This is a genomic window from Kitasatospora sp. GP30 (genome assembly GCF_029892145.1).
Taxonomy (GTDB): Bacteria; Actinomycetota; Actinomycetes; order Streptomycetales; family Streptomycetaceae; genus Kitasatospora; species Kitasatospora acidiphila.
In genome coordinates, this window is sequence record NZ_JARZAH010000009.1 from 74,304 (window position 1) to 98,382 (window position 24,079).

The 24,079-nt window shown below is 72.6% G+C and carries 24 protein-coding genes; 6 read left to right on the forward strand and 18 right to left on the reverse strand.

Features of this window, described 5'->3' with window-relative positions; all coding sequences use genetic code 11:
* Nucleotides 1-3: 3 nt before the first annotated feature.
* Genes P3T35_RS16220 through P3T35_RS16240 form a run of 5 tightly spaced genes read right to left on the reverse strand, consistent with a single transcriptional unit; the run spans nucleotide 4 to nucleotide 5,460 of the window.
* Nucleotides 4-939: an SCO2521 family protein gene (locus P3T35_RS16220; RefSeq protein WP_101381826.1), complete on the reverse strand. Its 936-nt coding sequence runs from the start codon at nucleotides 937-939 to the stop codon at nucleotides 4-6.
* Nucleotides 936-1,889, reverse strand: a complete 954-nt coding sequence (locus tag P3T35_RS16225; RefSeq protein ID WP_101381825.1) for an SCO2522 family protein — start codon at nucleotides 1,887-1,889, stop codon at nucleotides 936-938. The genes P3T35_RS16220 and P3T35_RS16225 overlap by 4 nt, the downstream gene beginning before the upstream one ends.
* 20 nt (nucleotides 1,890-1,909) lie before the next feature.
* Entirely contained in the window at nucleotides 1,910-2,824 is a 915-nt protein-coding gene (locus P3T35_RS16230; RefSeq protein WP_101381824.1) for an SCO2523 family variant P-loop protein, read from the reverse strand.
* Between the two features lie 3 nt (nucleotides 2,825-2,827).
* Nucleotides 2,828-4,648: an SCO2524 family protein gene (locus tag P3T35_RS16235; protein WP_101381823.1), complete on the reverse strand. Its 1,821-nt coding sequence runs from the start codon at nucleotides 4,646-4,648 to the stop codon at nucleotides 2,828-2,830.
* 29 nt (nucleotides 4,649-4,677) lie between these two features.
* Entirely contained in the window at nucleotides 4,678-5,460 is a 783-nt protein-coding gene (locus tag P3T35_RS16240) for an SCO2525 family SAM-dependent methyltransferase (protein WP_280706429.1), read from the reverse strand.
* 160 nt (nucleotides 5,461-5,620) lie between these two features.
* Between P3T35_RS16240 and P3T35_RS16245 the strand changes: the two genes are divergently transcribed.
* Nucleotides 5,621-6,097: a GNAT family N-acetyltransferase gene (locus P3T35_RS16245; protein ID WP_101381822.1), complete on the forward strand. Its 477-nt coding sequence runs from the start codon at nucleotides 5,621-5,623 to the stop codon at nucleotides 6,095-6,097.
* A gap of 53 nt (nucleotides 6,098-6,150) precedes the next feature.
* Here P3T35_RS16245 and P3T35_RS16250 read toward each other — a convergent pair whose 3' ends face one another.
* The 5 genes from P3T35_RS16250 to P3T35_RS16270 form a co-directional block, all read right to left on the reverse strand.
* Nucleotides 6,151-6,846 (reverse strand): demethylmenaquinone methyltransferase, encoded by a 696-nt coding sequence (locus P3T35_RS16250; protein WP_101381821.1) that lies wholly within the window; start codon nucleotides 6,844-6,846, stop codon nucleotides 6,151-6,153.
* 55 nt (nucleotides 6,847-6,901) lie between these two features.
* Complete coding sequence (locus P3T35_RS16255) at nucleotides 6,902-7,483, reverse strand: hypothetical protein (RefSeq protein ID WP_143676872.1); 582 nt, start codon at nucleotides 7,481-7,483, stop codon at nucleotides 6,902-6,904.
* Nucleotides 7,484-7,661: 178 nt separating this feature from the next.
* On the reverse strand, nucleotides 7,662-8,237 hold the full coding sequence (locus P3T35_RS16260) for a hypothetical protein (RefSeq protein ID WP_101381819.1): 576 nt from the start codon (nucleotides 8,235-8,237) through the stop codon (nucleotides 7,662-7,664).
* A gap of 31 nt (nucleotides 8,238-8,268) precedes the next feature.
* The gene (gene mqnC, locus P3T35_RS16265) at nucleotides 8,269-9,489 is read right to left on the reverse strand and encodes a cyclic dehypoxanthinyl futalosine synthase (protein ID WP_101381818.1); all 1,221 of its coding nucleotides are present in this window, start codon (nucleotides 9,487-9,489) and stop codon (nucleotides 8,269-8,271) included.
* A gap of 119 nt (nucleotides 9,490-9,608) precedes the next feature.
* Nucleotides 9,609-10,466, reverse strand: coding sequence for a menaquinone biosynthesis protein (locus P3T35_RS16270; RefSeq protein WP_101385205.1), 858 nt, complete (start codon nucleotides 10,464-10,466; stop codon nucleotides 9,609-9,611).
* Between the two features lie 402 nt (nucleotides 10,467-10,868).
* On the opposite strand from P3T35_RS16270, the gene P3T35_RS16275 reads away from it, so the two are divergent.
* Nucleotides 10,869-11,072 carry a cold-shock protein gene (locus tag P3T35_RS16275; RefSeq protein WP_101381817.1) on the forward strand — a complete coding sequence of 68 codons (204 nt, stop codon included), beginning with the start codon at nucleotides 10,869-10,871 and terminating at the stop codon, nucleotides 11,070-11,072.
* Between the two features lie 249 nt (nucleotides 11,073-11,321).
* On the opposite strand, the gene P3T35_RS16280 is transcribed toward P3T35_RS16275, so the two are convergent.
* On the reverse strand, nucleotides 11,322-12,623 hold the full coding sequence (locus tag P3T35_RS16280; RefSeq protein ID WP_101381816.1) for a dicarboxylate/amino acid:cation symporter: 1,302 nt from the start codon (nucleotides 12,621-12,623) through the stop codon (nucleotides 11,322-11,324).
* Nucleotides 12,624-13,042: 419 nt separating this feature from the next.
* Between P3T35_RS16280 and P3T35_RS16285 the strand changes: the two genes are divergently transcribed.
* The gene (locus P3T35_RS16285; RefSeq protein WP_101381815.1) at nucleotides 13,043-14,251 is read left to right on the forward strand and encodes an MFS transporter; all 1,209 of its coding nucleotides are present in this window, start codon (nucleotides 13,043-13,045) and stop codon (nucleotides 14,249-14,251) included.
* 488 nt (nucleotides 14,252-14,739) lie between these two features.
* On the opposite strand, the gene P3T35_RS16290 is transcribed toward P3T35_RS16285, so the two are convergent.
* The 5 genes from P3T35_RS16290 to P3T35_RS16310 all read right to left on the reverse strand — a co-directional run bounded on the left by P3T35_RS16290 (nucleotide 14,740) and on the right by P3T35_RS16310 (nucleotide 19,111).
* Nucleotides 14,740-15,738: a LacI family DNA-binding transcriptional regulator gene (locus tag P3T35_RS16290; RefSeq protein ID WP_101381814.1), complete on the reverse strand. Its 999-nt coding sequence runs from the start codon at nucleotides 15,736-15,738 to the stop codon at nucleotides 14,740-14,742.
* A 5-nt stretch (nucleotides 15,739-15,743) separates the two neighbouring features.
* Nucleotides 15,744-16,082 (reverse strand): DUF4229 domain-containing protein, encoded by a 339-nt coding sequence (locus P3T35_RS16295; protein WP_101381813.1) that lies wholly within the window; start codon nucleotides 16,080-16,082, stop codon nucleotides 15,744-15,746.
* Nucleotides 16,083-16,302: 220 nt separating this feature from the next.
* Nucleotides 16,303-16,842 (reverse strand): GNAT family N-acetyltransferase, encoded by a 540-nt coding sequence (locus tag P3T35_RS16300; RefSeq protein WP_101381812.1) that lies wholly within the window; start codon nucleotides 16,840-16,842, stop codon nucleotides 16,303-16,305.
* 79 nt (nucleotides 16,843-16,921) lie between these two features.
* A complete protein-coding gene (locus P3T35_RS16305; RefSeq protein WP_101381811.1) occupies nucleotides 16,922-18,265 on the reverse strand; it encodes an MFS transporter in 1,344 nt (447 codons plus the stop codon).
* A gap of 375 nt (nucleotides 18,266-18,640) precedes the next feature.
* Nucleotides 18,641-19,111, reverse strand: a complete 471-nt coding sequence (locus tag P3T35_RS16310) for an ATP-binding protein (RefSeq protein WP_101381810.1) — start codon at nucleotides 19,109-19,111, stop codon at nucleotides 18,641-18,643.
* Nucleotides 19,112-19,425: 314 nt separating this feature from the next.
* Between P3T35_RS16310 and P3T35_RS16315 the strand changes: the two genes are divergently transcribed.
* Together P3T35_RS16315 and P3T35_RS16320 are read left to right on the forward strand one after the other, a co-directional pair.
* Nucleotides 19,426-19,923 (forward strand): sigma-70 family RNA polymerase sigma factor, encoded by a 498-nt coding sequence (locus tag P3T35_RS16315; RefSeq protein WP_101381809.1) that lies wholly within the window; start codon nucleotides 19,426-19,428, stop codon nucleotides 19,921-19,923.
* Between the two features lie 15 nt (nucleotides 19,924-19,938).
* Nucleotides 19,939-21,054 (forward strand): maleylpyruvate isomerase N-terminal domain-containing protein, encoded by a 1,116-nt coding sequence (locus P3T35_RS16320; RefSeq protein ID WP_101381808.1) that lies wholly within the window; start codon nucleotides 19,939-19,941, stop codon nucleotides 21,052-21,054.
* Between the two features lie 33 nt (nucleotides 21,055-21,087).
* Here P3T35_RS16320 and purU read toward each other — a convergent pair whose 3' ends face one another.
* Together purU and P3T35_RS16330 are read right to left on the reverse strand one after the other, a co-directional pair.
* Entirely contained in the window at nucleotides 21,088-22,017 is a 930-nt protein-coding gene (gene purU / locus P3T35_RS16325) for a formyltetrahydrofolate deformylase (protein ID WP_101381807.1), read from the reverse strand.
* An 85-nt stretch (nucleotides 22,018-22,102) separates the two neighbouring features.
* Nucleotides 22,103-22,621 (reverse strand): hypothetical protein, encoded by a 519-nt coding sequence (locus P3T35_RS16330; protein WP_101381806.1) that lies wholly within the window; start codon nucleotides 22,619-22,621, stop codon nucleotides 22,103-22,105.
* Nucleotides 22,622-22,782: 161 nt separating this feature from the next.
* Here P3T35_RS16330 and P3T35_RS16335 point away from each other — a divergent pair, with 161 nt between their 5' ends.
* Nucleotides 22,783-24,069 carry an ABC transporter substrate-binding protein gene (locus P3T35_RS16335; protein WP_101381805.1) on the forward strand — a complete coding sequence of 429 codons (1,287 nt, stop codon included), beginning with the start codon at nucleotides 22,783-22,785 and terminating at the stop codon, nucleotides 24,067-24,069.
* The last annotated feature ends 10 nt before the right edge of the window (nucleotides 24,070-24,079 follow it).

Below are 24,079 nucleotides of genomic sequence, written 5' to 3' on the forward strand. Positions count from 1 at the left end.
CGACTAGTGATCAGTCCCCTGATGGGAGGGCACCGACAGGCCGACGGCCTGCAGTGCCAGGTGGTCCCGGATGCGCTGAACGGCCGCCGCCCACTGGCGGGTGAAGCCGGGGCTGGTCTCCAGGTTCCCCCAAACCCGGGCCAGCCCCCGGTCCACCCGGGCGCCGGGCATCCACAGGTGCAGCAGGTGGTTCACGGCCGGGCGCAGCCGCAGGACCGGTTCGGCGCCCGGGGTGGAGCCGAGGCCGCTGCGGTCGATCAGCTGCACCAGGGTGGTGAGCAGCCAGTCGTGCAGGGCCAGGTCTTCGCAGAAGGCGGCGACGGACACCGGGTCCACCCGCTCCAGGGTGAGCCGCAGCGTCCGCAGGGTGCCGTCCTCGATGGTGAAGTGGGCTGCGGGGGTGCCGACTTGGGCGCTCCACAGCAGCCGGGTGCGGCGGGATCTGAACGGTGCCCGGCGGTCCAGCTGGGAGCGGACCTGAAGGTCCGTCAGCAGCCGTTCGGCGATGCCGCCGAGGTCCAGTTGGCCGGCCGAGGCTCCGTCGAGGAAGCCCGCCACCAGGTCGTCGTCGCCGACCGGCCCGATGGGCTCGACGGTGCCGGGGCGGGCCAGGTAGTGGCCCCAGGGCAGCCGCAGGCCGGCGCCGCGCTCGCCGATCCGCACCCGCACCGAGGCCTGCAGCACCCGGCCCTCGGTGAGCACGGCGCGGGCCTGGGCCGTGCCGACGCCGCGCACCGCCCGCCGGGAGCCGGTGGGCAGCGGGCAGTCCACGCCGGTCAGCAGATCGGCGGAGTGCACCTGGTGGTTGGGGCGGGTGGAGCTGCGCACCCGCTCGCCGTGCCGCAGGTGGAGCAGTTGCAGGGCGGCGGGCCGGGGCAGTTCGACGGAGTGCTGGAGCAGGCCGGTGCGCACCTCGCCCAGCATCAACCCGCTGCTCATGACGGCCCGTTGAACAGGTGCTCGACCCGCCCCCGGACGCTGTCCGGCAGCGCGATGCCCTCCTGCCTGGCCCGGTCGGCGAGTTGGCGCAGCACCGGCTCCTCCGGCGACCACTGGTCGAGGATCACCGCCACGGCGTGCTCGATCGGCAGGAACCGGCCCGCCAGCACCGAGAAGGTCCGGTACGCGGCGAACGGTGCGGCGGCCGGGTTGAGCCGCACCAGCGGCGCCAACGCCTCCCAGGAGGCCGGGAACTCCTCGGGGCGCTCGGCGGGTCTCAGCACCTCCTGCCCGTCGTCGCGCAGCAGGCCGAGCCGCAGCAGCTGCCAGACGGCGGCCAGGAACGGGCAGGACCAGGTGCGCTTGCCGTGCTGCTCGTCCCAGAGCTCGACGTCCAGGAAGACCGAGTGGCGCTTGGCCTCGATCTCGTGCGGCGGGCCCCAGCCGGCGGCGGTGCTCATCGCCTCGGCGAGCGAGTCGACCGGGGAGCGCTCGCCGTTGCTGAGCCAGCCGGTCTCGCTGGTGGGCGGGCGGGCGCCGGTGCTGCCGGGCGGTGGGGACTGCACCAGGCGGGCCTCGACCAGCCGGGCGGGGCGCACCTGGCCGGCCTCGGCGCAGGCGGACTCGCGGGCCAGGTAGTCGATCACCAGCCCGGCGGCGGCGGCCTCCTGGAGGATCTGCGGAACCACCTCGGCGGGCGAGGAGAACCGGGTGAAGTAGTCGTCGATCAGGAAGCAGGTGCTGATCCGCGGGCGGCGGCCGACCGTGCGGGCGCAGCTCTCCCGCACCGTGTCGGCCCAGGGGCGGACCCGTGCGAAGTGCTCGCGCAGCCGGGCGGGGCCGGCCGCGAAGTCGTCCATGTAGAGGTGGCCGAGCTCCAGCGAGAGGTGGGCCAGCGGCACCGCGGCGGTGCGCGGGTCGGCGGAGGCCTCCCGGAATGTGGTGTCCATCGTCGCTCCCCCGCCTTCGGTCACAACGGCGACTCCCAGCGCTGGTCGTCGGTCAGCGCGGCGGCCAGGTCGGCGAAGGCCTGCGCGGTCTCCAGGTTGGCCACCTGGTGGAGCAGCACGTCGTCGTCGGTGATCAGCTGTTCCCGCCACTGCAGCACCGGGTCGAGCGGCACCTTGCCCAGGGTCAGGGTGGGGCCGAGCCGGTGCTGGGCGGCGAGTCGGCCGAGCTCCTCGTCGCAGATGCTCAGCCACTGCGCCTGGGCGGGGCGCAGATCGGAGAACATCGGCGACCTGGCATCGGGCACGGCGGCCCGAACGAACCGCACCTTGTCCCGCATGCCCTGGTGGCCCCGACCGGCCGCTGTCGCCATGATTCCCCGTTCGCCGTAGACCAATCCGGCGGCGGCGATGATGTGTTGGCGGGTCCAGCGGTGGAACACCAGCCAACGGGCCAGCAGATGGCCGAGCTCGGGCAACGCCGTTGCCTCCAGGGCGAGTTGGGCGGCATACGAGCGGCCCGCACTGAGGTCGACCAGGATCAGGTCGAACTCCTCCGCCAGCCGCAGGAAGAGCTCGCCGCAGCGCCGCACGATGTCCGCGGTGAGCACGAAGGAGCCGCCGCCCCGATCGCCCGGCAGCAGCACCAACCGCCCCGACCCGGCGGGGCGCTGGCGCAGTGCCGAGCTCTCCGACTCGGTCCAGATGTCCACCCGGAACGGCTCCGCGGTCTCACCGCGCAGGTAGGAGTGCAGCCCGGGCTGCTCGACGCCGCGCAGCGCCGTCGGCACGTCGAAGACGGCGGCGCTGGTGGGCGAGCCGAAGTCGAAGTCGAGGTAGCAGACGTCGTCGCCGCGCAGGGCCCGCCGGTAGGCGATGTTGGCACTGGTGACCGAGCGCCCGGTGCCGCCCTTGTCGGAGGTCGCGAAGATCAGCACGGCTCAGCTCCCCCACGCGGCGGTGCGCCTGGCGGCGGCCAACTCGTCGAGCGAGCTGAGGACTTGGATGGCCAGCGCGCATGCGGTGCCGGGGTTGTCCCGGAGCAGCCGGCGAGCCAGGTGGAGCCGGGACTCGGCCTGGTTGAGGGTGTTCTGCACCGAGGCGAAGCCACCGCCGGCCGCCGCCATCATCTCCTTGTCCAGCAGGTGGTCGGCCTCGCCGAGCAGGTCGGTGGCGACCTCGGTGAGCCGCGGCGAGCGGATCGGGGTCTCGCCGATCATGTTGGCGGTGGAGATCAGTGCCTCCACCATGCGCTCGGTGAGGCTCCAGGAGACGTTCTCCTGGTGCGGCGGCACATCCGGCGAGACGGCGCTCAGGTCGTCCCAGAGCTTGGCGTACCGGCCGGCCGGGATCCGGCGCAGCCAGAGGTGGTCCATGATCGCCTCGGCCAGCCGGAGCAGCCGGTCGTGCGGCCCGATGCCCTGCGCCAGCCTGGCCAACTGCACGGAGCGCTTGAGCAGTTGGGCCGAGAAGTCGGTGACCGACCAGCGCAGCAGCGGGCCGGCCTGCTCGCTGCCCACCAGGGTGAGCGGCACCCCGGGGTGGTGCAGGTTCAGGCTGGCGTCACCGGGGACCATGCGGCGGGTGGTCTTGGAGCGGACGCCCAGCTCCTCCAGCACCGCGACGGTGCGGTTCAGGTCGGCGTCGGTGGCCCGGCGGCGCAGCAGGTCCTGCACCAGGATGGAGCTGACCAGCAGCGAGAAGTAGAGCGACTCCTGGCCGTCGGTGGTGCGCCAGGGGATGTTCTCCAGCGGCCAGGCCTGCTCCTCGAAGCGGGCCAGCGCGGACCAGTAGCGCTGGGTCAGCTCCCAGCGCAGTTGCAGGGCGCGGGCCAGTCGCTGCTGGCCCTCGTTGAGCAGGCCCAGGGTGAGGGTGCGCTCGGAGAAGAGGTCGGCGATGCCGTCCAGCGCCACCACGGTGAAGTAGAGGTAGGGGGCGTTCTGCGCGATGCCGGGCGGCTGCGGCCCGATGTCCTCGGTGGTCTCGACCGGCGGGGAGTCCGCCACGATGCCCCAGGACCAGCCGCACTCGAAGAGCAGGTTGTCGTTCCCCAGCGCGTCGGTGGTGCTCAGGCCGAGGATCAGCTGGTCGCGGACGATGGCCCGCAGCGGGGCCAGCTTCTCCTGCAGCTTCTGCACCACCGCGCGGTTGGAGAGGCCGCCGCGGTTGAGGGTCTCGCAGAGGATGCGGCCGCGTTCGGAGTCGGCCTCGAAGACCGAGACGGTGAAGCAGCGCAGCAGGGCGGCCATCGCGGCGGTGAGCCGGGTGCTGACGGCGTCCTGCAGTTCGTCGGCCTGGCGGCGCAGGTCGGCGCGGGTGAGGATGCGGCTGAAGACCTTGAGGAAGCCCAGGGTGGCCAGGCAGAGCGTGATCGACAGTGAGTAGGAGTCGACCACGCCCAGGGTGCGCTGGGCCTCGGTGATCGCCGCCCCGGGCTCGTCGGACTGGTAGTACTCACCGGCGCCGAACACGGGGGCGCCGTCGATGGTGTGCCGGTCGGTGTAGAACGCGACGGCGTCCAGCAGGGTGCGCGGGATCACCACGCTGTCCCCGAGCTTGCGCAGCGAGGCCAGCACGTCTTCGGCGGTCTCGTCCGGCACGTCGAGCCGCAGGGCGGGCACCTCGGTGGCCGGATAGAGCAGGCAGAGCAGCCGCTCAGCCTCGCTGACGGAGTTGGGATCGCCCTCCTGGAGCCCCTGGACGAGCTGGCCCGACAGCGCCTCCCAGATCTCCAGCAACTGCTGACGTGGCTTGATCCGCACGTCCCACCTCGGTTCCGGAGTCGTCCGGGTCAGTCGCGCAGCCGCCCGAGGGCGAGCAGCATGCCCGTGTACCCGTCGCGCAGTGGTTGGCTTCCCGGAACGTCGATATGACTGACTTTCAGGTCGTCCGCCGTGTACTCCTGAAGACCCGCCAGAACATCGGAGCGTTGGATCTTGCAGGCCGGGAAGGTGTGGTCACCCACCTCATACCCGAGTGAGTTCTCCATGAACGCGACGGCGAACGGAGCTCCCGGGCGCAGTGCCGCGGCGAAGTGGTCGATCGCGCCGCGGTACTCCACATAGGCCGCGGAGAGCGACTCGGCGACGAAGAACATGGTGCCGATGTCGGCGGCGCGCTCGGGCAGGTCGGTGAACAGGTCGCCCTGGACCACCTCGACGGCGCCGGCCAGCCTGGTCCGCGGCTCCACGACGGTGAGGTAGGCGGGCTGCCGGCGCAGCACCTCCCAGAACTCGTCCCAGTTGGCGCCGTAGTCCTGGACCGCCGAGCGCAGCCAGCGCACATTGCCGCCCGCCCGCTCGAACAGCGTGATCGACCCGCACCAGGGCAGCATCGCCAGCGCCGGGTAGAGGTTGGTCCCGGCCCCGACGTCGATCCCGCGCAGCCCGGCCCCGGGCAGCGACCGGCCCGCGAAGTGGGCGGCGAAGTGATCCCGGACGGCGCTCAGGATCTGCCGGTCGTCCGCGCGCAGGGAGCGGTAGTTGTGCTTGAGGTACGCCTCGGCGTCGAACGAGTCCCATGGAGCTTGGCGGTTCGTCAGCGTGCTCGCGTCGAGCGAGGGCATGGCATCCATGAACTACTCAACTCCCGGCTGGGGCCCGCAGATGCGGGTGTTACACCACGTGAGTGACAGCGGTCCCCGGGGATGCCCGCACGACCCTGGCACCTGATGGGGTGTCATCGTACTGTACTAGCAAGTCCGTTGGCAGATAAGCCGATGAGAGGGCACGGGAATGCACCCATCGCTGCGGCAGCGCCACCCCGGTCTGGTCCGCCTCGCCACCGAGCGCGATCTCGATCGGCTCCACCGGATCGATCGGGAGATCTTCCCCGAGGAGCCGTACCCGTTCTTCGTCCTGCGCCAGCTGTTCGAGGTGCACGGCAGCCGCTTCCTGGTGCTGGACCAGGGCAGCGAGCTGGCCGGGTACGCGCTGCTCGCCACCACTCCGGACCACCAGGAGAGTTGGGTGCTCGGGCTGGGTGTGGTGGCGAAGCACCGCAACCTCGGCTACGGGCGTCAGCTGATCGAGGAGGGGATCAGCCTGCTGGCCTCGGACCGGGTGCGCGAAGTCCGGCTCAGCGTCGACCGGGACAACGACGTCGCGCTGCACATCTACCGCTCGCTCGGCTTCTCGCTGATCCGCGAGCACGACGGCTACTTCGGGCCGGGCGACGACCGGTTGATCCTCGGGCTGCCGCTCCCCGGTTGAACACAGGCGGCCATGACGGCGCTGGACTCGGGCAACCTTGAAGGCCGCTGGGCTCAGGCGGCCTTGAAACCCCGGTGCAGCGCCACCACGCCGCCGGTGAGGTTGCGCCAGGCCACCTTCTGCCACCCGGCCCGCTGCAGCTTGGCGGCCAGCTCGGCCTGGTCGGGCCAGGCCCGGATCGACTCGGCCAGGTACACGTACGCGTCCGGGTTGCTGCTCACCCGGGTGGCCACCGGGGGCAGCGCCCGCATCAGGTACTCGGTGTAGACGGTGCGGAACGGCGACCAGGTCGGGGTGGAGAACTCGCAGATCACCACCTTGCCGCCGGGCTTGGTGACCCGGAGCATCTCGCGCAGCGCCGCCTCCGTCTCCTGCACGTTGCGCAGCGCGAAGGAGATGGTCACCGCGTCGAAGGAGCCGTCCGCGAACGGCAGCCGGGTGGCGTCACCGGCGGTCAGCGCCAGCTCCGGGTGGCGGCGCTTGCCCTCGGCCAGCATGCCGATCGAGAAGTCGCACGGCACCACCTGGGCACCCGCCTCCTGGAAGGGCAGCGAGGAGGTGCCGGTGCCGGCCCCCAGGTCGAGCACCAGCTGCCCCGGCTCGGCCGCGACCGCCTCCGCCACGGCGCGCCGCCAGAACCGGGCCTGGCCCAGCGAGAGCACCTCGTTGGTCAGGTCGTACTTGGCCGCGACGTCGTCGAACATGGCGGCGACTTCGTGGGGCTGCTTGTCCAGGTTGGCTCGGGTCACGTACCCATTGTTCACCCTGGCACCGCCGGGCCCGCCGAGGGGGGCCGCAGCGGGCTCAGCGCGCCGGGCGGCGGGCCGCCTTGTGGCGGCGGCGGGAGCGCTTGCCGTCGGTGATCGCCGGCATGCCCTCGGCCAGCGCCTCGGTGGCCAGCGCGACGGTGGCGAACACCTGGTTGCGGCGCTCCGCCCAGCGCGCGGTGCGCCGGTGGTGGCGGCGGATCCGCAGCACGCACAGCAGGCAGAAGAGCACCGCCACCGGCACGCTGATCTGGGCCATCCGCACCCCGGCCGCCTGCGGATAGGTCTGGTCGCAGACCCGCACCGCACCCGCGTCGCCGGCCGCGTGCTCCAGGCAGACCGGGTCGCCGACCTTGGCGCCGGCCGGGAGCTGGAGGTCCTCCGCGGTGCGCTGCTGGCCGTTCACGGCGTAGCTGACGCCGCTGTAGGTGCCGCTGCCGCCCGGAAGGCGGGTGACGGTGCCCTGGACCTGGACCGGATGCGCGCCGATCTTGTCGGCCAGCTCACTCTGCCGCCAGCCCAGCAGGCACATGCCGAGGGCCACCACCGCGCTGAGCACCGCGGCGAGGTACCAGCCACGGCCGATCCTGGGAGCGGCGGACGCGGACGGATATCGCAACTGACCTGGCTTTCCACGGGGACGTGTGGAGGCCGCACCGACCGGGGAGAGTGGTTGACGGGCCGACCGGGATCGTAACCGCTGTCAGCCGGTTGGGCCACTGCGAGCCGGCGTCAGGCGACTGCCCACGGCACGGAGTTCGCAAGCTGACCACCCGTCCGGCAGCTGCCCGGAACGCTCAACTCCGGCCCCGGAACACGATCCTACCGGCCAGTACGGTGGCCAGGCAGCGCTCGTCCGCCGCACCGATCGGTCCGAAGACGGCAAAATCCGCCCGCCCGCCGATCATCCCCCAGCCATGGGGGTCCCCCCGGCCGAAGGCTGGGGGAGGCTGGGAGGTGCCCCTGGGTTCACGGTCGAACGGCGCGTCCGCCGCCAGCACCGCGAGCCCCGAGCGGGCCACCGCGGTCCGCACCACGGGCAGCGTGAACGGCCCGACCACCGCCGTCACCCCGCGGGCCAGCAGCGCCTGCAGCCCGCGCCGGGCGCTGCCGCCCAGCGCCGGATCGGACAGGCCGGCCGGCAGCTCGCGCGGTGCGGTGCCGATCCCCTCGCGCGGATCCGGGTGGTAGCGGCGCTCCAGCAGCTCCACGGCGGCGGGCTCGACCAGCCCGCCGGTGATCCGGCCGCCGGGCCAGTCCCGCACCCGGGCGCCGGGGTGGGCGGCGGCCAGCTCGGCGGCGGGGCCGAGCGCGGCGATCCGGTCGTCCTGGACCAGCACGGCGTCGACCGCGCCCCGGTGCAGAGTGAGCATCCGTCAGTCGCCTGTCGCCAGTCGTCAGTCGTCAGTCGGTCGCGAGGATCTTCAACTCGGGGTGCGCGGTGCCGCCCTCGATCGCCGTGGAGGCGATGTGCGAGGCGACCCGCGGGTCCACCGGGTCGTTGGCCGGGTCGTCCAGCACCCGCAGGTGCTCGTAGGTGGTGGAGCGCTGGGCGGGGGTGCGGCCGGCCGTGCGGATCAGGTGGATCAGCTCGGTCAAGTTGGAGCGGTGCTTGGCCCCGGCCGCCGAGACCACGTTCTCCTCCAGCATCACGGAGCCCAGGTCGTCCGCGCCGTAGTGCAGCGACAGCTGGCCGGCCTCCTTGCCGGTGGTCAGCCAGGAGCCCTGGATGTGCGCCACGTTGTCGAGGAAGAGCCGGGCGATCGCGATCATCCGCAGGTACTCGAAGACGGTGGCCTGGGTGGAGCCCTTGAGGTGGTTGTTCTGCGGCTGGTAGGTGTACGGGATGAACGCCCGGAAGCCGCCGGTGCGGTCCTGCACGTCGCGGATCATCCGCAGGTGCTCGATCCGCTCGGCGTTGGTCTCGCCGGTGCCCATCAGCATGGTGGAGGTCGACTCGACGCCCAGGCCGTGCGCGGCCTCCATGATCTCCAGCCAGCGCTCGCCCGACTCCTTGAGCGGGGCGATCGCCTTGCGCGGACGCTCCGGCAGCAGTTCGGCGCCGGCCCCGGCGAAGGAGTCCAGGCCCGCCTTGTGGATCCGGGTGATCGCCTCCTCGACGGAGACGCCGGAGATCCGCGACATGTGCTCGACCTCGGAGGCGCCGAGGGAGTGGATCACCAGCTGCGGGAACTCGGCCTTGATCGCGGAGAACGCCCGCTCGTAGTACTCCACGCCGTAGTCCGGGTGGTGGCCGCCCTGGAACATGATCTGGGTGCCGCCCAGCTCCACCGTCTCCGCACAGCGGCGCAGGATCTCGTCCAGCTCCCGCGACCAGCCCTTGTCGCTCTTCGGCGGCACGTAGAAGGCGCAGAACTTGCAGGCGGTGACGCAGACGTTGGTGTAGTTGATGTTGCGTTCGATGATGTACGTGGCGATGTGCTCGACGCCCGCGTACCGGCGGCGGCGCACCGCGTCGGCCGCCGCGCCCAGGGCGTGCAGCGGCGCCGAGCGGTAGAGCTCCAGCGCCTCGTCCGGCGTGATCCTGCCCCCGGCGGCGGCCCGGTCGAGAACGGCCTGCAGGTCGCTGCTGGGCGCGGCGTGGGGCGCGGCGAGCTCGGTCACCTGGCGGCCTTCTTTCTTCCGGGTACATCCAGGGGTGGAACGACCGAACCAGCCTACGCCAGCGGGTTCGGCCGCCCCCGGTGCACTCCACCTCCGGATCCGGGCCGCTCGCCGGTCCCTCAGAGCGCTCGGCTGTCCGCCAGCAGGCGGACCGTCACATCCGGTGCGAAGCCGCTGTCATGGCCGACCCGGCGGGCGAACTCGGCGATCCCGGCCAGCTGCGGGTCACTGAGCGAGAAGTCCAGCGCCTCGCGGAAGTAGTGCTCCAGCACCGGGGCGTCGAAGCCCTCCCAGCGGGCGGCGTGCGCGGCCACCTGGTCGGCCTCCAGCAGCGAGATGTCCCGCGACTCCAGGAACGCCCGGTGCACGGCCGCCACCAGGGCCGGCTGCCGCTCCACGAACTCCCGGCGGGCCGCCCAGACCGCGAAGACGAACGGCAGGCCGGTCCACTCCTGCCACATCTGCCCCAGGTCGTGCACCGTGTACTCGGGGTGCCGGTCCGCCTCCAGGGTGGCCCGCAGGCCCTCGTCACCGATCAGCACGGCGGCGTCGGCCCGGGCCAGCATCGCGTCCAGGTCCGGCGGGCAGCTGAAGTACTCGGGGCGCACCCCCTCGCGCTCCTCCAGCAGCAGCCGGGCCAGCCGCACCGAGGTGCGGCTGGTGGAGCCGAGCGCCACCGGGCGGCCGTCCAGCTGGTCCAGCGGCACGGTGCTGACGATCACGCAGGACATCACGGGCCCGTTGCTGCCCACCGCGATGTCCGGCAGCACCACCAGCTCGTCGGCGTGCCGCAGGTACTCCACGCAGGTGATCGGGCCGAGGTCGAGCCGGCCGTTGACCAACTGGTCGCTGAGCTTCTCCGGGGTGTCCCGGGTCAGGTCGAGGTCGAGCAGGGCGCCGGTGCGGCCGAGTCCCCAGTAAAGGGGGACACAGTTCAAGAACTCGATGTGACCGACCCTCGGGCGGGCCGTTCTCACGCCTTCGCGCGCCGGGGTGAGGCCTTCGTCGCTGCGTTCCACCAGATCGGCCACTGCGTGCTCCCTCTTGCCTGTCGGTGCCGTCTTCGCAGGGTATGCCCGGGCCCTCCGCCACCCGTCACGACCCCCTTCCGACACACCCCGACACGCCCTTTCCGCACCTTCGGACACCCCTGGTCGGGGCCGCGCCTCCGTGCTACGGTTTCACTCAGTTGCAGTTTGATTCCCCTTGCAGTACTTGAAGCCTGCGGAGCATGTAACCGCGGGCTTTTTGTAGTTTTTCAGCATTGCAACACTGTGCGAAAAACTCCGGACCCGGGTCCGGAGGCGGGGCGATCAGCGCAGCGGACCGGATGTCACAACACGTGTGGTGTCCAACACGTCCCTCGCAAGGAGAACGGCATGGCCACGGGAACCGTCAAGTGGTTCAACGCTGAGAAGGGCTTCGGCTTCATCGCCCAGGAAGGCGGCGGCCCGGACGTCTTCGTCCACTACTCCGCGATCAACGCCAGCGGCTTCCGCTCGCTGGAGGAGAACCAGGCGGTCACCTTCGACGTGACCCAGGGTCCGAAGGGCCCGCAGGCGGAGAACGTCACCGCAGTCTGATCATTTGCTGATCACCTGATCGCTCCGGACCTCAACCGCGGGTCCGCTGGCGGCCCGTCAGGGCTCCACGAGCACGAATAGCAATACCAAGGGGGCCCGTACCGGGCCCCCTGCCGTTTTTCTGGCGGCCCATCAGCGTGCTTCCACGGCAAGGGAATCAGCACCCTCCTCTGCCTCCGTCACCTCCAACGGCCGAGCCCCCGACCGCCGTTGGGGCGACCGGGGGCTCGGCACGGGTGCCGGCGGGCGTCAGGCGGCAACCGGGGTCGCGGCCGGAGCCTCGTCGTAGAGCTCCTTGGGGGTGTTGTAGGCGGCGAGGTCGAGCGTCTTCTCGCGGGCCGAGACCAGCAGCGGGACGACGACCTGGCCGGCCACGTTGGTGGCGGTGCGCATCATGTCGAGGATCGGGTCGATGGCCAGCAGCAGGCCGACGCCCTCCAGCGGGAGGCCCAGGGTGGAGAGGGTCAGGGTCAGCATCACGATGGCGCCGGTGAGGCCGGCCGTGGCGGCGGAGCCGATCACCGAGACGAAGGCGATCAGCAGGTAGTCGCCGATGCCCAGGTGGATGCCGTAGACCTGGGCGACGAAGATCGACGCGATCGCCGGGTAGATCGCCGCGCAGCCGTCCATCTTGGTGGTGGCGCCGAACGGCACCGCGAAGCTGGCGTACTCACCGGGCACGCCCAGGCGCTCGGTGACCCGGCGGGTCACCGGCAGGGTGCCGACCGAGGAGCGGGAGACGAAGGCCAGCTGGATCGCCGGCCAGGCGCCCTGGTAGAAGCGCACCGGGTTGAGGCCGCCGACGAAGCGCAGCAGCAGCGAGTAGACGACGAAGAGCACCAGTGCGCAGCCGACGTAGATGTCGGCGGTGAAGGTGGCCATCGGGCGCAGCAGGTTCCAGCCGTACAGGGCGACCGACTTGCCGATCAGGCCCAGGGTGCCGAGCGGAGCCAGCCGGATCACCCACCAGAGCGCGGTCTGGACCAGTTCGAGGAGCGACTCGCTGAGCTTCAGGATCGGTTCGGCCTTGGCGCCGACCTTGAGGATGGCGGCGCCGGCCACCACGCCGAGGAAGACGATCTGCAGCACGTTCACCTTGAGGAAGGCGTCGGCGATGTTGGTCGGGATGATCCCGGTCAGGAAGTCGACCCAGGAGCCGGAGTCCTGAGGGGCCTTCAGGCCACTGGTGGACAGGTGGGTGCCGGTGCCGGGGTCGGTGAGCAGCCCGATGGCCAGGCCGATGCCGACCGCGATCAGCGAGGTGATCCCGAACCAGAGCAGGGTGCGCACGGCCAGCCGGGCGGCGTTGGCGACGTGCCTCAGGTTGGCGACGGAGACCACGATCGCGGTGAAGACCAGGGGCGGCACGGCCAGCTTGAGCAGCTGGATGAAGGTCTTGCCGATGGTGTCCAGGGTGGTGGTGAGCCAGGAGACGTCGTTCTGCCGGGCGATGAAGCCGAGCACGACGCCGAGCACCAGGCCGGCGACGATCTGCACCCAGAACGGGGTGCGGCGCAGGCGGCCGAGGGCCGTGGGCGCGGGTGTGGACATGGGGGTGCTACTCCGGGGGGGTTGGCGGGGATTGGAGGCGTCGGGGGCAGGGCGGCGCACGCGGAGGGAGGAGGCTCCGGCCCAACGGGGCGGCCGGGAGCGGGCGGTACGCCGCCTAGCTACAGCTCGGAACGCGACACGAGCCGGCGCGGCACGCCAACACGGCGACCTCGCCCGGACGCGGGCCGGCACCCGGCATGAGCGGACCGCTCATGCCTTGCTGCCGGAGTGCGTCGGGGGTGGTCATGGCCGACACGTTAGCAGTGAAGGTTTGAGTTGTTCAAAGTAGAAGTTTGATATGTGGACAACGAGTGGACACGAACGGCCCTGGCGGGCCGGGGCGAGCTCGGTTGACCTATGCTGGTTATACGTATAACTTGCTGAGGCTTCCCCGCCGCCACGACCCCGGGAGACCCCCCGTGGGCTACCTCGCCCTGCTCCGTGCCCCGCACGTCACCCGCCTGCTGGCCGGCACCCTGCTCGGACGGCTGCCCGCCGGGATGACCGGCCTGGTGATCGCCCTGGCGCTGCGTCAGGCCGGCGCCCCGTACAGCAGGATCGGCCTGGCCACCGCCGCCTACGCGCTCGCGGCCGCCATCGGCGGCCCGGTGCTCGGACGGATCGTCGACCGCACCGGCCAGCCCCGGGTACTGCTCTGCTCCGCCGCGGTGGCCGGCTGCGGCTACGCCCTGCTGGCGCTGGCCCCCGGCAGCGCACCGGCCGCGATCGGCGGCGCGGCCATAGCCGGGCTGGCGATGCCGCCGCTGGAGCCCTGCCTGCGGGCGCTCTGGCCGGACGTGGTCGCCGAGGAACAGCTCGACACCGCCTACGCCTTCGACTCCGCCTCGCAGCAGATCCTGTACGTGGCCGGGCCGTTGGCGGTAGCCGCGATCGCCGGCACCGCCGGTCCGGCCGCCGCCCTGTGGACCGCCGCCGTACTCGGCCTGCTGGGCGCCCTGGTGGTGGCCACCGCGGCACCGGCCCGCCGCTGGCAGGCCCCGCCGCGCGAGCACGGCGCGGGGCTGCTGGGCCCGCTGCGCTCCCCCGGCCTGGTGCTGCTGCTGATCGGGCTGGCCGGGGCCGGCTGGACGGTCGGCACGCAGAACGTGCTCTTCATCGCCTACGCCGAGCGGCACCACGGCAGCCTGCCCGGCGGCGCCGGCCTGCTGCTCGCGGCAGCCGCCTTCGCCGGGCTGCTCGGCGCGCTCGGCTACGGCGCGATGCGCTGGCGCAGCTCCACCGCCACCCGCACCTGGGCGCTCGCCCTGGGGATGGCCGCCTGCTACCTGCCGCTGCTCTGGCTGCCCGGCCCCTGGCCGATGGTCGCGCTGGCCTTCGTCTCCGGCATCGGCCTGGCCCCGCTGCTCGCTGCTGCCTTCGTACTGGTCGCCGAACTAGCCCCGACCGGCACGGTGACCGAGGCGTTCGCCTGGCTGGTCACCCTGTTCGCCACCGGCAACGCGCTCGGCTACGCGGTCTCCGGCTGGCTGGTGGCCGACTCCCTGACCGCCGTCGCCTGGTGCGCGGTCGGCGGGGTGACGCTGGGCGGCGGGCTGCTGTTCGCCACCCGCCGCCGGCTGCACCCGCCCGCGCCGGCGCGGATGGCGGCGCCGCTGGTGGCCATCTGACCCACCGGGGCCGCTGCGCTGCTGGGTCAGTGCCAGGCGCGTACCCCAGGCCGCGCTGCTGGGTCAGCTCCCGGCGCGGGGCCAGGGCCGCACTGATGGAAACAGCGCCCGGCGCGCGGCGCCGGAGCACTCACGGATGGGGCCCCTCCCGGCCGAAGCCAGCGGGAGCCGCGCGCCCCGCGGCGTCAGCCGCGGGTGTCATGGCCGCCCTGATCCACAGGAGAGGCCCTGGCCAGCTGAGGCCCTACGCCCCGGTCGTCGACGCGCGGACCAGCAGAGTGGTGGACAGCGGGGCCATCGGCGACTGCTGACACCATCCCGGGACAGGCGCCCGGCCACCATGCGGAGCACCCGCCACACCCGCCGCTACGCCCCGCTCGTCGACGCGCGGACCAGCAGAGTGGTGGACAGCAGGGCCATCGGCGACTGCTGACACCATCCCGGGACAGGCGCCCGGCCACCATGCGGAGCACCCGCCACGCCCGCCACTACGCCCCGGTCGTCGACGCGCGGACCAGCAGGGTGGTGGGCAGCGGGGCGACGGGCTTCGGCTGCTCGCCCGACAGCAGGGCGGCCAGGGCGGTGATGCCGGTGCGGCCGAGTTGCTCGCCGGGGAGGTCCACGGTGGTGAGGGGCGGGGTGAGCAGGGCGGCGATGGAGACGTTGTCGATGCCGATCACCGAGACGTCCGCCGGGATCCGCAGCCCCAGGTCGGCGGCGGCCTGGTAGAGGCCGGAGGCGACCACGTCGTCGTCGCAGAGCACGGCGTGCGGCCGGTCGGGCCGCGACAGCAGCTCGGTGGCGACGATCCGGGCGGCGGACTCCCCCAGGTTGAGCTCGACCTGGTGCTCCAGCACCTCAAGGCCGGCGGCCGCCCGTTCGAAGGCGGCCTGGCGGACCCGGAAGGTGTGGGCGCTGAGCGAGGAGCGCAGCCGGCCGATCCGGCGGTGGCCCAGCGCGGTGAGGTGGGCCACGGCTGCGGCCATGCCGGCGGCCAGGTCGAGTTCGACGGTCGGGGCGCCGCCGGCCGCCGCCGGGTCGGCGTCCAGGAAGACCGCCGGGGTGCTCGACGGCAGCTCGCCGAGCTGGCTGTCATCCGGCGAGCAGATCAGCAGACCGTCGAACCGGCTGGTGGTCGCGGCCTCGGCCAGGGTGGCCGCGTTCCAGCCGGAGCTGACCACCACGGCCAGCCCGTGCCGGGCCGCCTCCTCCTCCACCCCGGTGAGCACCCGGCCGAAGAACGGTCCCTGCAGATTGGGCACCGCCAGCAGCGCCATCCCGCTGCGGCCGAGGCGCAGTTGGCGCCCGGCCGCCTGCGGCCGGTAGCCCAGGCTGCGGGCGGCGTCCAGGACCCGCTGGCGGGTGGCGTCGGAGACCCGGTGGCCGGCCGCACCGCCGGAGAAGACCAGCGAGACGGTGGCCTGGGAGACGCCGGCCAGCTGCGCGACGTCGCGGCCGGTGGGGCGGCGGGCCGGAGTGCCGGGCATGGCGCCTACTGCTGGCCGGCAGCGGCGGCGGCAGCGCGGGCGGCGTCGTCGGCCGCGTCCTCCTCGGCGTTCTGGTCGGCGATCCGCTGCTTGGTGCGGTTCTTGATGCTGCTGACGCCGGAGACGATCTGCTCGGACATGTCGTCCCGCTGCTTGCTCAGCACGACGTAGCTGATCGGCGCCGACGCGATCACGGCCAGCAGCAGCAGGAAGATGGAGCCGGTGGCCCCCGCCACCGGGATCACGCCGAAGTGCCCGAGCAAGGCGAAGACCAGCAGGCAGGCGAGGAAGATGCTGGCCCGCAGCGAGGTGTAACGGAGCGTGGCGTGCTTCTTGCTGCTCACGGGTGGCTTCCTTCGTGGATCTCGCGGGTACGGCAGGTCTCCCAGTAGAGCATGCCCGCCGGGCCGATCATGAGCGGCCTGCCCGGCTCCCGGGCGGGCGAGCCACCGGTCGCCGGTCGAACGCGCGAGCGAATGCACCGCCGCTCGAACGCGCGGGCGACGGTGCCGTCGGTCGAACGCGCGAGAAGGTGCCGTCGGTCCAGCGCGCGAGAAGGTGCCGTCAGTCCAGCGCGCGCCAGAAGGTGATGTCGTCGCGGTCGTCACCCGGGGCCACCCGGATCGCCCCGGGCACCCGGCCGACCTCGGTGTAGCCGCAGGAGGTGTAGAACCGCTCCAGGCCCACGCCGCCGCGGGCCGTGAGCCGCAGCCCGGCCAGGCCCCAGTCGCGGGCGATCTTGTCGGCCTCGGCGAGCAGTTCCCGGCCGTAGCCGCGGCCCTGCTGCTTGGGGTCGACCATCACGCGCTTCAGCAGCCGCCAGTGGTCCATCAGGTCGAACCGCATGCTCTCGAAGAAGAGCACCGCGACCAGCCGCCCGCGCGCCCCGTCCTCCCGGGCGATCAGCAGCCGGTCCGCGTCCGGGTCGCCGGGCGCGCCGACGCCGGCGAACTGCTTGTCGGCGGTCGGCCGGACGTCGTCCTCGGTGACCGGCGGGATCAACCCCACCGCGCCGCCGGCGTTGCTCGCCTCCGTCCACAGGGTGACGATCTCGGCACGCAGTTCGGGGGTGAGCTCGGGGTCCAGCGTGAAGCGCAGCGACATGGGTTCGAGCCTATCGAGCAGCAGCGACGTTCCAGCCGGTCAGCCGATCCGCCGGTCAGGCGATCCGCCGGTCAGCCGGTCACGCTGCCGGCGCCGGCAGCCCGGGCGCCGGGCTCCGGTTGACCGCCAGGCAGCAGAGCACCGCGAGCAGGCAGAGCCCGCCCGCGCCGTACCAGGCCAGGTCGTAGTCGCCGAACTTGTCGCGCATCACCCCGGCGGCGGTGGCGACGATCGAGGCGCCGATCTGGTGGCAGGCCAGCACCCAGCCGAAGACGATCGGCGCGTCGGCCCCGAAGTGGCGGCGGCAGAGCGCGATCGTGGGCGGCACGGTGGCGACCCAGTCCAGGCCGTAGAAGATCACGAAGGCCAGGAACGGCGGCTTGATCGTCCCGGCGAAGAGCTCCGGCAGCAGGAAGAGCGAGACGCCGCGCAGCCCGTAGTAGACCATCAGCAGCCGCCCGGAATCGACCCGGTCGGTGAACCAGCCGCTGGCCACCGTGCCGACCACGTCGAAGGCGCCGATCATGGCGAGCAGTCCGGCGGCCGTGGTCTCCGGCATGCCGTGGTCGTGGGCGGCGGGGATGAAGTGGGTGCCGACCAGGCCGACGGTGGTGGCCCCGCAGATCGCGAAGGAGCCGGCCAGCAGCCAGAAAACCCTGCTGCGCATCGCATCGCGCAGCACCCGCAGGGTGCGGGAGACCGCCCGTCCTCCCCCAGCCTCCGGCCGGGGGGACCCCGACCTCGCGGGCGGGAGGGGGTCGCCGGGCTCGGCGCCGTACGGCAGTAGGCCGAGGTCGGCCGGGCGCTCCTTCATCAGCAGCAGCACGGGGACCGCCACCGCGGTGGCGCAGAGCGAGACCACCATCACGGCGGCCCGCCAGCCGGCGGCCTGCACGAGCCAGGAGAGCACCGGCAGGAAGACCAGGTTGCCCGCCGCGCCGGCCGCCGTGAGCACCCCGGTGACCAAGCCCTGGCGGGCCTGGAACCAGCGCCCCGTGATGGTGGTGGCGAACGCCCCCGCCATGCTGCCGCTGCCCAGGCCGACCAGGAAGCCCCAGCAGAGGATCAGCTGCCAGGCCTGGGTCATCAGCACGGTGAGCCCGGAGCCGACCGCGATGGTGAGCAGCGCGCAGACCGTCACCAGCCGCACCCCGAACCGGTCCATCAGCGCGGCGGCGAACGGCGCGGTGAGGCCGTAGAGCACCAGGTTGACCGAGACGGCCAGTCCGATGATGCCGTGCGACCAGCCGAACTCGCTGTTCCAGACGGTCATCATCAGGCCGGGGGTGGAGCGGAAGCCGGCCGAGCCGACCAGGACCAGCAGCGAGACGGCGGCGACCACCCAGGCGTAGTGCAGGCGCGGGCGGCGGTCGCGGGGCGCGGCTTCTTCAGCCGTGGCGGATGCGGGTCTGGTGTCGGTCACCTGATCGAGTCTTGCCGCCCGGCCGTCGCGCCACGAGCGGCCTGACTGCCATCTTCCACAAAGATCGGGCCAACCGGCCCGTCCGGCCGACGGCAGGAGCCGCAGTGGCAGCCCGGGCCTCCCGTCCCGAGCTGCCACCGGTACGGGCCCTGACCCGCACTGCCGGGCACCCCGCACTCGCCAAGTGGTGACTGACCGTCATATCTGCTGCAACGGCCGTCTCTTGACGTCCCCTCGCAACGGAGAGCTGCCCCAAGAGTGATCAGCCCGATACGTCACGTCAATGGTTCATCCGAAATTCGGAATGGTTGCGACCTGTTTCAGCCGTGGAATGATCGAGAATCGGCCGTCAGTACACGGTCAAACACAGCACGGTCAAGCGGTCAGGGCGCCGGTTTCGCGCGGCGCCGCGCCGTCGGCCGGGCCGGTCCGCAGTGCCGCGCCGTCGGCCGGGCCGGTCCGCTCCACCTCGCACCAGACCAGCTTCCCGCCGCCCTGCGGGCACCAGCCCCAGCGGGCCGCGAGCAGGTCGACCAGTTCGAGCCCGCGCCCGCTGGTCGCCCCCGGGCAGGCGTGCCGGGGCTGCGGCGCCGCGCCGCAGGCGTCCGCCACCTCCACCCGCACCGGCCCTTCGTCCCTGGGCCAGACCAGCCGCAGCACCGCGGGACTGCCCGCGTGCACCACCGCGTTGGTCACCAGCTCGGAGACCAGCAGCACCAGCGTCTCGGCGTAGCCGGCCGTCGGATCGGCCCCGAGGTCGAGCAGCCTGACCCGGACCCACCGCCGGGCCCGGCCGACCTCCGCGGGGTCGGCGGCCACCGCGAGCTGTTCCTGAACCACCTGCACCGCTCCACCACCTGCATGACGAGCTACCGGTTGGACTGCCCATGTCGTCGCCGCGTTCAGGCCCCAGGATGATTCGCGGACTCCGGGCCGGACAACCGCTTCGGGCATATTCCAGCGATCGGGGGACAACACGGCGCATACTGACCCGTTCGCCCGGCCGAGCATCGCAACGACCTTCGCACCGGTGTGGTGAAAACTACCGCCCGACACCCGCCCACCGGTGGCGGCCACGCGGCGGCGAGACGACCCCTGAGAGAAGTGTTCTTCCTACAATCCCCCACCCCGACACCGGTGACCGCTATACGGTGGAGGGCATGACCGCTCCGGACTGGGACCAGCAGATGCGGTCGCGGTTGGCCCGCGGCGAGGAGAGCGCGCTCGGCGAGCTCTACGACCAGCTGTCACCACTGGTGCACGGGCTGGCCGGTCGGATCCTGGGCGACGAGCAGGCGGCCGCGCAGCTCACCCGCGAGGTCTTCGGCCATCTCTGGGAGCACCCGGAGGAGTTCGACCCCGGTGAGCGCTCGCTGCGCTCCTGGGTCGGCGAGTTGACCCACCGTCGGGCGGTGGAGCGGTTGCGCCGGGAGGACCACGAGCCGGAGGAGATCGACCAGCGGGCCGCCACCGCCCAGGCGCAGTACGTGGTGGCCGCGCTGCCGCCGGCGCTGCGCGAGACCCTGGAGACCACCTGGTACGACGGCCGGACCTACCAGGAGACCGCCCGGCAGTTGGGCATCAGCGAGCAGGCGGCCCGTCAGCGGCTCCGCCTCGGCCTGCAACTGCTCGCCAATGAACTTGAGTTCGGCTCGTGACGGGGGACGTACGGGATGACTGAGCAGGAGCACGAGGCGCTGCGCGGTCTGCTCGGTGCCTGGGCGCTGCGGGCCTGCCTCCCCGATGAGGCGGCCGAGGTGGAGCGGCACCTGCCCGGCTGCGCCGAGTGCGCGGAGGAGGGCGAGCGGCTGCGCCGGGCGGCCGGCCGGCTGAGCCTGGACGATCCGCTGGACCAGCCGGACGGGCTGCGCCAGCAGGTGCTGGACTTCTGCCTGAACCGGCGGGCGGCCCACCACCCGCTGGCCGGCTGGGCGGCGCCGTTCGCGGCCGAGACCGCCAAGTTGGACGCGCTGCTGCGCGACCTGGGCCGGGCGGAGTGGCAGGAGGTGGCCGAACTGCCCTGGCGCGGCGGGTCGCTGCGGCTGCGGCCGGCCGAGGTGCTGTGCCATCTGGCGGCCCTGGACGGGTTGGTCGGCGCTGCCCTCGGCCTGCCGGACCCGGTGGGCTCGGCACGACCCCGGGTGCCGGCCCAGGCGACCGGGCCGGTGCCGTGGGGCGGGCTGCTGGAGCGCGGCGAGCGGCTGGCCGCCGAGCACGCCGAGCACTCCCCGCAGGAGGTGCGGCAGTTCTGGCGGGCCCAGTCGCAGGCGCTGCTGCGCGAGGCGGTGCCGGAGGTCGGCGACCTGCCGGTGGACTACGGCTTCACCGCCCTGCCGGTGCGCGACGCCTTCATCGACCGGGCGTTCGAGACCTGGATCCACGGCGAGGACGTGGCCCGCGCGGTCGCCTACCCGTATGCCCAGCCGGCCCCCGGTCACCTGCGGCAGATGGTCGACCTGGCCGCCCGCCAGCTGCCCGGCGCGCTGGTCGGCCGCCGGCAGGCCGCCTATGCGGGCCCGGGACCCGAAGCCGCCGGCTCCGGGCGGACGGTGCGGCTGGTGATCGAGGGCCCGGCGGCCGGGCAGTGGCTGATCCCGCTGGACGGCCGGCCGACCGCCCCGGAGCAGCCGCCGGTCGAACCGGTGGCCGAACTGGTGATGGACGGCGTGGAGTTCTGCGCGCTTGCCGCCGCGCACCGGGATCCGGAGCACCTGCCGGTCGGCGAGTACGGCGACCGGGCGGCGATCCGCGAGGTGCTGGCGGCGGTGCCGCTGCTGTCGAGGCCCTAGGGCCGCTCCTGCGACCCTAGGCGAGCTGGGCGGTCAGGCGAAGACCACGGTCCGGCTGCCGTTGATGAGCACCCGGTGCTCGCTGTGCCACTTCACGGCGCGGGCCAGCGTCTGGCTCTCGACGTCCCGGCCGAGCGCGACCAGCTGATCCGGCGTCACGTCGTGCTGCACCCGGGCCACCTCCTGCTCGATGATCGGGCCCTCGTCCAGGTCGGCCGTCACATAGTGGGCGGTTGCACCGATCAGCTTCACGCCCCGGGCGTGCGCCTGGTGGTACGGCTTGGCGCCCTTGAAGCTCGGCAGGAAGGAGTGGTGGATGTTGATCACGCGGCCGGAGAGCGCCTTGCACAGGTCGTCCGAGAGCACCTGCATGTAGCGGGCCAGTACCACCAGGTCGACGTCCTGCTCGTCGACCAGCTCCAGCAGCCGGCGCTCCGCCGCCGGCTTGGTCTCGGCCGTCACCGGGATGTGCACGAAAGGCACACCGTAGGAGGCGGTCAGCTCCTCGAAGTCGGTGTGGTTGGAGACCACCGCGGCGATCTCCACCGGCAGCGCGCCGATCGAGGTGCGGAACAGCAGGTCGTTGAGGCAGTGCCCGAACTTGCTGACCATCAGGACCACCCGCATCTTCGCCTCGGCCGGGTGGATCGCCCACTCCATCCCGAAGGAGGCGCCGATCGCGGCGAAGCTGGCCCGCAGGCTCTCCACGGTGACCGGGCGCTCGGCCGAGAAGTGCACCCGCATGAAGAACAGCGGTCCCCCGGCGCCCCCGACTTCCCGGCCGGGAGGTGCCCCCACCGGCCGGGAGGTGCCCCCACGCCGGTCACCGAACTGCTGGCTGTCGATGATGTTGCATCCGGTCATGAAGAGGTAGCTGGAGACCGCGTGCACGATCCCCTGCTTGTCCGGGCAGGAGAGGGTCAGTACGTACTGGGTCGGCTCGGCCGCGGTCTGCTGCGCCACGCTCTCGGTCCTCGCTCCTGGATGAATGCTGTCGGTTCGTCCGCTGTCTCTGCTGAGGGCCCAGCCTGGCACAGCCGGGCCCGGGTCAGCCGATCCGTGTCAGGATCCTCAGCACTTCGAGCGAACGCGGCGCGGTGTCCGGGTCCTCGCCGTCGTTGGTGCTGAGCAGCTCGTGGGCGGCCCGGGCGGCGGCCACCGTGGCCGGCCAGTCCGGGTGGCCCAGGTAGGCGGCGGACGGGGCGTCCGCGCCCACCTCGTGGAATATCCGCAGCACCCCCAGCACGGCGGCGTCCACCAGGGCCGCCTCGTCGGCGTCCCGCAGGACCGCGCCGACGTACTTCTCGGCCGACCAGCGGTCCAGCCAACTGTCCTCGACCAGGCGGTAGACGGCATCGGTGACGTCCCCGTAGCCGTCCCGGCCGATGGCCCAGTACTCCTGCTGGAAGGCCGGGTCGGCGAGCATGTGCAGGGCGGAACGCAGGCGGGCGCGCCAGCGCCACCAGGGCAGATCGTTGAGCGGCATGCCGCCCATGGTGGTGGAGCGGCGCCCCGGACGAGAAGGGTTTGGGAAAGAGCCGTTGGAGTTTTCTGTGCTGACCGCCATGGCAGACGATCGTACGTTCCCTTGCGAACGGGATCTACACGCGTCCAATCCTTGAGTTCATCGCCGGTTAACCGCCCGTTGAACATGCTGCCCACTTGTGGAGTGAACCCCCCGGAAGGCTAGGGGCCCCTGCCACGTCCGCATTTGGGGGAACAGCCGAGATGACCGCTGCACCGAGGGCACCGCGCCGCGGCCGCCGCACCGGGCGTCCGCTGGCCCTGGCGGCCGCGGCGGCGTTACTGCCGGCCGTGCTCGCCAGCTCCGGCTGCGCCGCCAAGGCCGACGCCGCGGACCCCCGGACCGAGCTCACCGTGCTCACCTTCGCCCCCTGGGGCACCGGCTCCACCGACCGGCCCGGCATGGCCCAGCTGGCCACCGCGATCGGCGCCGAGGCCAACGCCCAGGGCGGGGTGGCCGGGCACCGGCTGCGGGTGCTCACCTGCAACGAGCACAACACCTCGGACGGCGCCGCCGCCTGCGCCAAGCAGGCCGTGGACGCCGGCGCGATCGCCGTGGTCGGCTCCTACAGCCAGTACGGCGACGCCTTCATGCCGCTGCTGGAGAACGCCCGGATCCCGTTCATCGGCGGCTACGGCCTGTCCAACCCGGAGTTCAGCAGCCCGCTCTCCTACCCCGTCTCCGGCGGCACCCCGGCGCTGATCGCCGGCAGCGGGCGGCAGCTGGTCACGGCCGGCTGCCAGACCGTCTCGCTGATCCGCCCGGACACCCCGGCCGGCGACACCCTGCCGGGCGCCCTGGGCGGCGCGCTCGCCCCGGCCGGAGTGAAACTCACCGACATCCGCGCCCAGGAGAAGTCGACGGACTTCACCGAGGCCGCGAAGGCCGCGATCGGCTCCGACGCGCCGGGCAACTGCGTCACCGCGGCGCTCGGCCCGCTGCCGACCCTCAACCTGCTCGACTCGCTGCGCCGGCAGCCCCACCGCAACACCCGGCTGTTCTCGGTGATCGGCAGCTTCCAGCAGTCGGTGGTGGACTCCACCGGCGGCGACGCGGGCCCGCTCGGCAACGCCTACGCGGTCGGCTGGTTCCCGCCCGAGGCCTCCCAGGTCTGGGATCCGCTGCGGGCCATCGTGCGCACCCGGGCCGCGGCCGACGCCACCATCGACACCGCCGACCCCGGGGTGCAGACCACCTGGGTGGCCTACCAGGTCTTCCTGCAGGCCGTGCAGCGGATCGGGCACGGCCGGCCGGTGACCGGCCACTCGCTGCGCGACGTGCTGGACGGCGGCACCCCGATCGACACCGGCGGCGCCACCCCGCCGCTGAACTGGGGGCTGACCAACATGCTGGCCAGCCCCGACTCGCCGCGGCTGGTGAACACCTCGGTCACCTTCCAGCAGGTGCGCGGCGGCCGGCTGGTCGAGCAGCAGCCCGGCTTCATCGACGTCCGCTGGGTGCTGACCGGCGGCAGGCCGCCGACCAGCTGACCGTCAGCCC

Excerpts from the sequence above, each read along its gene's own strand:
- P3T35_RS16220 (WP_101381826.1), bottom strand. The coding sequence starts at position 939 with ATGAGCAGCGGGTTGATGCTGGGCGAGGTGCGCACCGGCCTGCTCCAG.
- P3T35_RS16225 (WP_101381825.1), bottom strand. The coding sequence starts at position 1,889 with ATGGACACCACATTCCGGGAGGCCTCCGCCGACCCGCGCACCGCCGCG.
- P3T35_RS16240 (WP_280706429.1), bottom strand. The coding sequence starts at position 5,460 with ATGGATGCCATGCCCTCGCTCGACGCGAGCACGCTGACGAACCGCCAA.
- P3T35_RS16245 (WP_101381822.1), top strand. The coding sequence starts at position 5,621 with ATGCACCCATCGCTGCGGCAGCGCCACCCCGGTCTGGTCCGCCTCGCC.
- P3T35_RS16260 (WP_101381819.1), bottom strand. The coding sequence starts at position 8,237 with ATGCTCACTCTGCACCGGGGCGCGGTCGACGCCGTGCTGGTCCAGGAC.
- P3T35_RS16275 (WP_101381817.1), top strand. The coding sequence starts at position 10,869 with ATGGCCACGGGAACCGTCAAGTGGTTCAACGCTGAGAAGGGCTTCGGC.
- P3T35_RS16280 (WP_101381816.1), bottom strand. The coding sequence starts at position 12,623 with ATGTCCACACCCGCGCCCACGGCCCTCGGCCGCCTGCGCCGCACCCCG.
- P3T35_RS16290 (WP_101381814.1), bottom strand. The coding sequence starts at position 15,738 with ATGCCCGGCACTCCGGCCCGCCGCCCCACCGGCCGCGACGTCGCGCAG.
- P3T35_RS16300 (WP_101381812.1), bottom strand. The coding sequence starts at position 16,842 with ATGTCGCTGCGCTTCACGCTGGACCCCGAGCTCACCCCCGAACTGCGT.
- P3T35_RS16315 (WP_101381809.1), top strand. The coding sequence starts at position 19,426 with ATGACCGCTCCGGACTGGGACCAGCAGATGCGGTCGCGGTTGGCCCGC.
- P3T35_RS16320 (WP_101381808.1), top strand. The coding sequence starts at position 19,939 with ATGACTGAGCAGGAGCACGAGGCGCTGCGCGGTCTGCTCGGTGCCTGG.
- P3T35_RS16330 (WP_101381806.1), bottom strand. The coding sequence starts at position 22,621 with ATGGCGGTCAGCACAGAAAACTCCAACGGCTCTTTCCCAAACCCTTCT.
- P3T35_RS16335 (WP_101381805.1), top strand. The coding sequence starts at position 22,783 with ATGACCGCTGCACCGAGGGCACCGCGCCGCGGCCGCCGCACCGGGCGT.